Annotated in this window: 6 protein-coding genes; all 6 read left to right on the top strand. The window is 31.1% G+C overall.

Going from position 1 to position 7,056, the window contains the following annotated elements:
- The first annotated feature begins 584 nt into the window (after nucleotides 1–584).
- The 6 genes from QM536_01015 (at nucleotide 585) to QM536_00990 (ending at nucleotide 7,003) form a co-directional block, all read left to right on the top strand.
- Complete coding sequence (locus QM536_01015) at nucleotides 585–1,001, top strand: Plug domain-containing protein (GenBank protein MDI9355593.1); 417 nt, start codon at nucleotides 585–587, stop codon at nucleotides 999–1,001.
- Between the two features lie 16 nt (nucleotides 1,002–1,017).
- On the top strand, nucleotides 1,018–2,001 hold the full coding sequence (locus QM536_01010) for a hypothetical protein (GenBank protein MDI9355592.1): 984 nt from the start codon (nucleotides 1,018–1,020) through the stop codon (nucleotides 1,999–2,001).
- 45 nt (nucleotides 2,002–2,046) lie between these two features.
- Complete coding sequence (locus QM536_01005) at nucleotides 2,047–3,633, top strand: amidohydrolase family protein (protein MDI9355591.1); 1,587 nt, start codon at nucleotides 2,047–2,049, stop codon at nucleotides 3,631–3,633.
- 6 nt (nucleotides 3,634–3,639) lie between these two features.
- Nucleotides 3,640–4,533 carry a DMT family transporter gene (locus tag QM536_01000; protein MDI9355590.1) on the top strand — a complete coding sequence of 298 codons (894 nt, stop codon included), beginning with the start codon at nucleotides 3,640–3,642 and terminating at the stop codon, nucleotides 4,531–4,533.
- Between the two features lie 9 nt (nucleotides 4,534–4,542).
- On the top strand, nucleotides 4,543–5,586 hold the full coding sequence (gene aroB / locus QM536_00995; GenBank protein MDI9355589.1) for a 3-dehydroquinate synthase: 1,044 nt from the start codon (nucleotides 4,543–4,545) through the stop codon (nucleotides 5,584–5,586).
- 355 nt (nucleotides 5,587–5,941) lie between these two features.
- On the top strand, nucleotides 5,942–7,003 hold the full coding sequence (locus QM536_00990; protein ID MDI9355588.1) for an MraY family glycosyltransferase: 1,062 nt from the start codon (nucleotides 5,942–5,944) through the stop codon (nucleotides 7,001–7,003).
- The last annotated feature ends 53 nt before the right edge of the window (nucleotides 7,004–7,056 follow it).

The raw sequence follows: 7,056 nt of genomic DNA, 5'->3' as shown, positions 1-7,056 counted from the left end.
TTTTTTTTTATCATTTTATTTTTTTTTTATCATTTTATTTTCTTTTATAATGTATTGATTTTTTATAGAATATATAAATAATACTTTTTTCTCAAATATATACAATTTTTATCAAAAATATAATATAAATATTTTTTTATCATTTATATACATAAAAATATAAAAATGAATCCATTCCGAACATTCGCTTTTGATATATTTATAATTTTACAACTATTTGATTATCAATAGTTTTAATTCTCGATATTTTTGATTTTTGTGAAAACGACTTTTTCAAGCGGACTCAATTATTTATTTTGCTTATTTTAGTAATAAAGTAAGCAAATTTTATTTTTATTTTAATATAATGAGTCATACAATGATTCGTTTTGATAGAAATGAGTAGATTTTTTTTAATTTAACTTCGCAAGGGTCTTTTTTTTATCATACTCATTTGTATTAATAATTATGATTATATATACTTGCTTGCATTTTAATTTTGAGTTTACTCCGAAAAATTACTTTTCCGAGAATTTTATTGTATTTTATAACATATTTACATAATTATAACCCTTTTTTATTAACAAAGTCATTTAAAAAATTGTATGAATAAAATATATATAATAGGTATTCTATTTTTTTGTAGTTGTGGAGTTCAAAAACCTATACAGAATAGCGGTGATGCATCAACAAAAAAAGAAACTGCACCGAATAACAGTATTCAAACCAAATATAACAATCTCACATTAGCAGATTATTTGAGAAACCTACCTGGGATACAAGTAACTAATAGTGCTGGGAGTATCAATGTTTCGGTTCGTGGGCAGTTAAGTTTTTCGGGAGATACATCGCCTATTTTTGTGGTGAATGGGGCATTGGTAGGAACAAATTATGAAGAAGCAGTAAGGTGGGTAGATGTAAATGATATGAAGTCCATACAATTTATGAACGGAACAGAAGCCATGCAACTCTATGGAATACGTGCTACTAATGGTGCTGTCATTATTCAATTAAAAAAATGAAAAATAATACAATACAATGTTAATAACAGATTTATTTAATAGCCAAATTTCTGATAGCTCATTTCCTTTAAAATATGTAAATGGAAATAGTATGAAAGTAAATGCAAATAATCTGCTAGACCAATACTTCACAAAAGAGAGTATTGCTGCAGCATTGTATAAAAAAACTTGTTCCATAATTTTACAATATGAAAATAATTTAGAACATTTTCAATGGATTGAACCAAGTGCAGGGAATGGAGTTTTTTTTAACTTATTACCTCAGAATAAGAGAATTGGAATAGATATGAAACCAATGAATAGTGAAATTATTCCATCCGACTATTTACAATATACATTACCTACCAATAAAAAAAATATTGTGATAGGTAATCCTCCTTTTGGGCATAGAGGCGTTATGGCTTTAAACTTTATCAATCATTCTCAAAATGCCGATTATGTTTGTTTTATTCTCCCAATGTTTTTTGAAAGCAAAGGAAAAGGTTCTATAAAATACAGAATAAAGGGATTCCATCTCATTCACTCAGAAAGATTACAACACAATTCCTTTTATAACCCCGTCAATAATAAAAACGTAGATGTAAAATGTGTTTTTCAGATTTGGAGTAAAAATCATACAGCCAAAAACGAAGAGTTTAGTTGGTATAATAACAGAACTAACGAACCTTTTGGGGAAATAGTAAAGGTGTATACTGTTTCATTGGCAAAAAAAAGAGAATGTGGCAAAAAATGGATTTTTGAAGAAAAGGCAGATTGTTATATCTCTTCCACTTTTCATAATACTATTTCCATAGTGAATACATTTGAAGAGGTGAAGTATAAATCAGGAGTTGCCATTGTATTTACCACAAAAGATGAAAAAATGAAACACAATGTAATGGAACTTTTGAAAAACACAGATTGGGGAAAGTATGGAAGTTTAGCAACGAATGCTTGCTACCATATTGGAAAATCCAATATTTTTCAAGTATTGAAAGATAATGAACATGTATTACCATAAAAAACATATAATATTTAGTAAAAAAAATAAACATAATAATTAAAAATGAAAAATAGATTTTTTATAGTATTAGGATTGGTAAGTATAATGTATGAGGGCATGTGCCAACAAGGTATCCTTCCATCCCCTAAAAGAACAGAAGGTGAAGGACCTTTTAGTCAGCTTATTATTAGAGGAGGGATTCTTATCAATGGAACAGGGGCACCGCCTATTGGTCCGGTAGATATTGTTATAGAACAAAATAGGATAAAAGAAATAAAGGTAGTAGGATATCCGGGAGTAGCTATAGATTCTACAAAGCGTCCTAAAGCAAAAGATGGAGCAAAGATTATAGATGCAACGGGAATGTATATTTTACCGGGTTTTATAGATATGCATGCCCATATAGGAGGGAGTTCTCAGGGAACCCCTGCCGAATACGTTTTTAAATTATGGATGGCACATGGGGTTACTACCGTTCGGGATCCTTCTTGTGGAAATGGATTAGAATGGGTTTTAGACCATAAACAAAAAAGTATAAGAAATGAAATAACTGCTCCACGTATTTTTGCGTACACAGCTTTTGGAATGGGGAAAAAGGAAGGAATAAATTCTCCCGAAGAAGCAAGGATTTGGGTTCAAGAAAATGCAAAGAAAGGAGCCGATGGTATAAAGTTCTTTGGAGCTCATCCCGACATTATGAAAACAGCCATTATGGAAAATAAAAAATTAGGTCTCAGGTCATGTTGTCACCATGCCCAAATGGACGTAGCAAGAGCGAATGTATTACAAACAGCAAGCTGGGGATTAACCAGTATGGAGCATTGGTATGGACTTCCCGAAGCACTTTTTACACAGCAAACCATTCAGAATTATAGATTAGATTATAATTATCAAGATGAACAGATGCGTTTTGGAGAAGCAGGAAAACTTTGGAAACAAGCCGCAGCTCCTTTTACAGATAAATGGAATTCTGTTATGGACTCCCTCATAAAATTAGATTTTGTATTAGACCCTACTTTTAATATATACGAAGCAAATAGAGACCTTATGCGAGCAAGAACTGCTGAATGGCATCAAGAATATACACTTCCATCTCTTTGGAAGTTTTATCAGCCCAGCAAAATATCTCATGGTTCTTATTGGCATTTTTGGGGAACAGAAGAAGAACTAATATGGAAAGACAATTATAAACTTTGGATGGCCTTCATAAACGAGTATAAAAACAGAGGTGGTATAGTAACCACGGGTTCTGATTCGGGCTTTATATTCCAACTCTATGGATTTGCTTATATCAGAGAATTCGAACTTTTGAGAGAAGCGGGCTTTCATCCCTTAGAAATTATCAGATCCGCTACTCTTTACGGTGCCAAAGCATTGGGTATGGAAAAAGAAATAGGATCCATAGAAGTAGGAAAATTAGCAGATTTAATGATTATAAATGAAAATCCTCTTCAAAATTTACAAGTTTTGTATGGAACAGGAGCAATTAAACTTACCAATGATAACAAAGTAACCCGAGCAGGAGGAGTCAAATATACCATAAAAGACGGTGTCATTTTTGATGCAAAAAAACTCCTCTCCGATGTCCGACAAATGGTAAAAAAAGCAAAAGAAATATCAGGAGAATTAAAACAACCCGGCGTAGAATAAAGAATTATGAGCAGAACGCTAAAAGATTATATACTACTCCATTTTATAGTATTTCTGTGGGGCTTTACTGCTGTCATAGGGTTATTTATAAACATTCCCGCATTTGAATTAGTATTTTATAGAACTCTCATTGCCTCTCTATGCCTGGCTCCCATAGTGTTTTTTTTTCAAAAAAAAGAAACAATAGAACCAAGAACTCTTTGGGAATTAATGCTCACAGGTTTTTTTATACAAATCCACTGGACGCTGTTTTTTGCTTCGGCAAGAGTATCCACAGCTTCTATTTCTTTGGTAGGATTGTCCACTATAACTTTTTGGACCAGCATACTAGAACCTATATTTAGAGGGTATAAAATAAAAAAATTAGATGTGTTTTTAGGAATCATAACTATAGTCGGTATAGTAATAATTTTTAAAGTAGAGTTTCAATACACATTAGGATTAATACTCGCCATTTTATCCGCTCTCTTCGGTGCTTGTTTTACTGTTCTGAATACAAAACTTTCCCATAAACATCACTATTACATTATCACGTTTTATGAACTTGCTGCTGCATGCCTTAGTAGTATTATCCTTATGCCTTTTTATTCTTATTTTTTTACAGAAGACGGTATTCATTTGAATATCACATTATCAGATTTTTTATGGCTACTGGTACTTGCTTTAGTTTGTTCTGTGTATGCTTTTTCTGTAGAAGTGAAACTTATACAACGTCTCTCTGCTTTTACTATAAACCTTATTGTAAATTTAGAACCACTCTATGGAATAATTTTGGCAGTATTAGTATTTGGCGATAAAGAAAAAATGAACGAAGATTTTTACTTGGGCGGAGCTATTATACTTTCTGCTGTATTAGCATATCCATTTCTGAGAAATTATTCAAACAAAATGAAACAATAAAAATACCTAATGCACAATATAGACATAACAAACAACATCTCCGACTCTCTCCATAGTTTTTTTTTGAACAATACCTTTTCACAAAAAATTATTTTGATGGATAGCAATACTGCTCTGCATTGCTTTCCTCTATTGCCTGTAGAAATAAAAAATACCTCTCATACTATCATTATTGAAAGCGGAGAAAAAGAAAAAAATATACATACCTGCCAATATATTTGGGAGCAAATGACCCATCATCAATTAGATAGAAAGGCATTGATGATATTGCTCGGAGGCGGAGTTATTGGGGATATGGGTGGATTTTGTGCGGCTACTTATAAAAGAGGCATCGCTTTTATTACCATTCCTACTACTCTTTTATCTCAAGTAGATGCAAGTATAGGAGGCAAATTAGGAATAGATTTTCAAGGACTAAAAAATCATATCGGCTTATTTACAAACCCAATTAAGACATTTATACACTCCGAATTTTTGAAAACACTTCCAAAGCGAGAACTCCACTCGGGCTTTGCAGAAGTTATCAAACATACCCTTATTGCCGACAAAAAATATTGGAATGAAATAACACAAAATACATTAGAGACACAAAATTGGGAAAAAAATATACAAAACTCTCTCGCTATCAAGTCCGAGATAGTAACAAAAGACCCACACGAACAAAATTATAGAAAAATATTAAATTTTGGACACACTATTGGACATGCCTTAGAGTCCGCTTATTTAAAAACAAACACTCCTCTGCTCCACGGGGAAGCAATAGCAATAGGTATGGTTTTGGAAGCATTCATTTCTTTCAAAAAATGTGGATTACCCCGAACAGAATTTTTAGAAATTTTTAAGTATATACAGCAAACTTTCCCTCTGTCCCCCATAGAAGCATCTCTCAAAAATAAAATATTTCCTTATATACTCCAAGATAAAAAGAATACAAACAATAATATTCAAGCATCTCTTTTGCTACAAATAGGCAAAGCTGTTTTTGATATACCCATCACTTTCCAAGACATAGAAAGCTCCATAGAATATTATAATGCTTTCCGTCCTCATTAACTTTGGAAATTTTTTTTTATAATCAAATCAGACAATAATAAAAAAACACGTTTGAAAACGTACTCTCTGTTAATTATAATGCCAGATTATTTATAAAGAACAAAAACACAGAGAGTGACTTTTATTATAAAATTCATTTTTTTATTGTTAAAAATCATAAAAAATTACGAATGAAAGAGATTTTATATTTTCAAATTATATTGAAAAATATTCAAAAAATAATGCGGTTTCATACCATTATTTTTTATTTACGTAATAAATTTCTATTTTACTGTGTTATCAACAAGAAAAGGGAAACGCATTTTGTTTAATAAACATAATATATGTATGTTGCTAAAACTATAAAAAATTAAGTATGGATCTAGTAATAATAGTTGTATTAATAACATCTTTTTTAATATGTTTCATATTAACGCCTGTTGTTATTTATTTTTTTGTAAAAAATAATATAATAGATAGTCCGGGCGGGAGAAAGATACATAAAGAAAATACTCCTTCTATGGGGGGGATATGTATTGTGTTTGGGGCATTGTTTAGTGTTATTTTATGGGTTGGGCTAAAGCAATTGACAGATATAAGGATGCTTATCTTTTCAGTATTAATTATTTTCATTGTGGGTTTACGCGACGATATAGTAAACTTATCTGCCAAGCAAAAACTTTTAGGGCAAGTATGCGCCGCACTCTTGGTGACCATATATGGAAAAATTTACATCACTTCTTTGGGTGGCTTTATAGGTATTTATGATATTCCTTTATACGTTTCTATACTGCTTTCTACGTTTATAATAATAAGCATTACCAATGCTTTTAATTTAATAGACGGTATAGATGGTCTATCAGGAGGATTCAGTATTGTATCTTTTTTATTTTTTGGGATATGGTTTTATTTGAACGAAAAATATATTTATTCTCTTTTTACCTTTTCGTTTATTGGAGCGGTTATGGGGTTTATGATATATAATTGGAATCCCGCCAAGATATTTATGGGCGATACGGGAGCTCTCTCGTTGGGATTCTTACTGAGTGTCTTCTCTATTATTTTTATAGAATTGAATAATTCTCTTCCATTTCATCATATTTATAAGTTTGAAAGCTCAATTGGGAGTGCAATAGGTATCGTTTTTTTACCTATTTTAGATACCACAAGGGTTTTTATAAAGAGAATACTAAAAGGAAAATCACCTTTAAAGCCAGACAAAGGGCACATGCATCATTTTTTAACGAGAATTGGATATTCGCATGGGTATACCACCTGTATTCTCTTAACTTTTAATATAACAGTGATATTTTTTATTATTTTTTTTAAAAACTATAGTGATGCTTGGATTCTTTCTTTTTTAGGGGGGGTAGGAATACTATTCAGTGCTTTATTAGGAAAAATAACCCGTATGAAAATGCAAAAAAAAAACATTTAAAAACTTGAATCCACTCTGAAAAACCATTTTTACAAAAAATATTGAGTTTTAAA

It is taken from the genome of Chitinophagaceae bacterium (assembly GCA_030053935.1).
GTDB lineage: Bacteria > Bacteroidota > Bacteroidia > Cytophagales > JASGCU01 > JASGCU01.
This window is presented reverse-complemented; position numbering and strand designations above follow the sequence as displayed.